General features: G+C 66.1%; 3 protein-coding genes. 1 reads left to right on the top strand and 2 read right to left on the bottom strand.

All coding sequences use genetic code 11. The features are described from left to right. Both nadC and nadA read right to left on the bottom strand, forming a co-directional pair. Positions 1–665, bottom strand: a 665-nt coding sequence (gene nadC / locus ACR2FV_RS11335; RefSeq protein WP_434015803.1) for a carboxylating nicotinate-nucleotide diphosphorylase, incomplete at its 3' end; no start/stop codon positions are given. Next, positions 665–1,651, bottom strand: coding sequence for a quinolinate synthase NadA (gene nadA, locus ACR2FV_RS11330; protein ID WP_434015804.1), 987 nt, complete (start codon positions 1,649–1,651; stop codon positions 665–667). The genes nadC and nadA, both read right to left, overlap by 1 nt. 218 nt (positions 1,652–1,869) lie before the next feature. On the opposite strand from nadA, the gene queG reads away from it, so the two are divergent. Then, positions 1,870–3,034, top strand: a 1,165-nt coding sequence (gene queG, locus ACR2FV_RS11325; protein WP_434015802.1) for a tRNA epoxyqueuosine(34) reductase QueG, incomplete at its 3' end; no start/stop codon positions are given.

The raw sequence follows: 3,034 nt of genomic DNA, 5'->3' as shown, positions 1-3,034 counted from the left end.
ATCGCCTCCCGCAACGCGGCCTCGCTTTCTACCTCGACCTCGACCTTGAGCAGGTGCGGCGCACCCTCTCGCGCCCGACGCACCGCCTCTGTCACACCCCCGGCGACGGCGAGATGGTTGTCTTTTATGAGCACCCCGTCGTCCAGGCCGGATCGGTGATTCGTGCCGCCCCCGGCGCGGACGGCGGCCTTCTCAAGCGCGCGCAATCCGGGCGTGGTCTTGCGAGTGTCGGCTATGCGGGCCCCCGTGCCCGCTGCGTCGACCTCCGCCGCGTACATCCGGGTGAACGTGGCTATCCCCGAGAGCCGCATTACGAGGTTCAGCGCCACCCGCTCGGCGGCGAGCATCGCCCGCGCCGGCCCTTCGATGCGGGCTATCTCGGTGCCCGGCTCCACTACCGCGCCTTCCGCGACGAGCGGCGTGAAGCGAAGCTCTTCCGAGGCTTCCTCGAAAACGGCGCGAGCCGCGGCTAGCCCGCTAACGCAGGTCTCGCTCCCTCCCTTGGCGACGAAGCTGCCGCTAGCCACGGCTGTGTCGGAGATGGTCGTCGCGGTGGTGACGTCGCCGCGCCCCACGTCCTCGGCCAGCGCGCGACGCGCCAGGTCCCGCAGGGCGCTATCCGGGAAGTCCAGGGTATTCGTGGCCCGTATGCTGGCGGTGTCCACTATCCGAGCTCCAGCATCCGCTCTATCGGTGCGAGGGCGGAGAGGCGGGTCTTCTCGTCCAGCTGTATCTCGGGCGAAAGGTCGCGCAGGCAGAGGTAGAGCTTCTCGACGGTGTTGAGCCGCATGTGCGGGCACTCGCCACACGCCTCGCAGGCTCCGTCTGGAGAACCCTCGCCGGGGGCCCGCATGAAGGTCTTGTCCGGGGCGAGCCGCTGCATCTGATGTATGACGCCGGGCTCGGTGGCGACGATGAACTCCGGCGCCGGGCTCTCGGCGGCGCGGTTTATGAGGCTGGTCGTGGAGCCGACGTGGTCGGCGAGCGCCAGCACTCTTTGTTCGCACTCGGGATGCGCAAGCACCTCGGCGTCTGGGTGACGGAGTTTGAGCTCCCGGATCTTGCGCTCCGAGAAGAGTACGTGGACCATGCAGGTGCCGGGCCACAGCGTCATCTCGCGCCCGGTCTGCTCCACCAGATACCGTCCGAGATGCTTGTCGGGGCCAAAGATTATGGGCTGATCCTCGGGGATGGAGGCTATGACCTCTTTGGCGTTGGAGGAGGTGCAGATCACGTCGGAGAGCGCCTTGACCGCCGCCGAGGTGTTCACGTACGAGACCACTTTGTGATCCGGCCGCGCCTCTACGAACTCCCGGAACTCATCCGGCGGACAGCTATCCGCGAGCGAGCATCCGGCATCGAGGTCGGGCAGGACCACGGTGCGCCCGGGGTTTAGGATCTTGGCCGTCTCCGCCATGAAATGCACGCCGCAGAACACTATGACGTCTGCCTCGGCCGCCTGCGCCTTGCGCGCCAGCGCCAGCGAATCCCCGACGTGATCCGCGAGATCCTGTATCTCCGGCTCCTGATAATAGTGCGCCAGAATCACCGCGTTCCGCTCCCGCCTCAGGCGCTCGATCTCACCGCGAACATCTACGATGCTCGCGGCCGTCTCGCCATGCCCGATCCTGCTGCCTAGAGCCCCTATCATCTGCACCGGTTACCTCCTTGTAACTATGGGCGGTGCGCTTGTCACATAATTGTGTTACAAAGTAAGCTACTTGTAACATTTTGTTGTTTTGAGTATCGCACGGTAGGTATTCGGCGGCAAGCGCCGGATGGTTATCTCTCTCACAAAGCGTTTCAGGGCCTATGTGGCTAGTGGGTCGAGATGCTTCTCTCTCGTGCCCGCCCGGATACAATCTGGGCATGAGTGAGGCGCGGGATACAGAGGGTGTAGAGGCTAGACGGCTCCTGGAGGAGCTCGCCCGTGAGAAGGGCTTCGACCTCGTCGGGGTGGCGCGGGCGGAGCCGCTGGTTCGCGGCGGTGAGCGTCTGCGCGAGTGGCAAGAGGCCGGGATGTCGGCGGATATGGGCTTCATGCAGCGCCCGCCGGAGCGGCTCTCAGACCCTCGCACGCTACAGAAGAGCGCACGCAGCGTGGTGTCGCTGGGGGTCTCGTACTATCCGGGGGATCATCCCGAGAACACCGGCGCCGGCGGGCGGGTCGCGCGTTACGCCTGGGGCCGGGACTACCACGAGGTAATAAAGGGGCGGCTGTTCGAGCTGCGCTCGGAGCTCGAAGAACGGCTCGGCGTAAAGATAAAGGCCCGAGGATTTACCGACGCGGTGCCACTGATCGAGCGCAGCGCCGCCCAGCACGCCGGGCTCGGGTTCTTTGGGCGCAACGCCTGCCTCATAAGTCAGGAGGCGGGATCCTACTTCTTTATCGCGGATCTGATTCTGGATCTGGACCTGCCGGTGGACGAGCCCGGCGACGGGACCTGTGGGCGCTGCACCCGCTGCATGAGCGCGTGCCCGACGGGTGCGATAAAAGCGCCCGGCGTGGTGGATGCCCGGCTGTGCATCTCGTACCTGACCATCGAGAACGCCGGAGAGATACCGCGCGAGCTTCGCGAAAAAGTCGGGGACTGGGCCTTCGGCTGCGACATCTGCCAGGAGGTCTGCCCGTACAACAAGACCAAGGCCGCCCGCAGCCAGTGGCCCGAGTTTTCAGAGGAGAGTGGCGCGGGACCGTATTTGGACATCCGGGAGACGCTCGCCATCCGGTCCGAGGAGGAGTTTGAGAGTCGCTTCGCGGGCACCCCGCTCACCAGACCCGGACGCGCCGGGATGCTCCGTAACTGCTGCGTCTCGGCCGGGAATCAGGGCGGGGCGCATTACGTGCTGGCGCTCGCGGAGTGCCTGTACGAAGATAGCGCGCCGCTCGTGCGCGGCCACGCGGCCTGGGCTCTCGGCAGGATCGGCGGCGGAGACGCCGAGACAGCGCTGGAGACGGCGCTCGCGGAGGAGACCGACGAGTGGGTGCTGGAAGAGACGCAGCTCGCGCTGGGAGACATGAAGAGCCCCGAGC

The sequence above is a fragment of the Ornithinimicrobium sp. genome (assembly GCF_051004135.1).
In the GTDB taxonomy this organism is placed as follows: Bacteria; Actinomycetota; Actinomycetes; order Actinomycetales; family Dermatophilaceae; genus Ornithinicoccus.
Note: the sequence above shows the minus strand (reverse complement) of the source record. Positions and strands in the feature narration are given on the sequence as shown.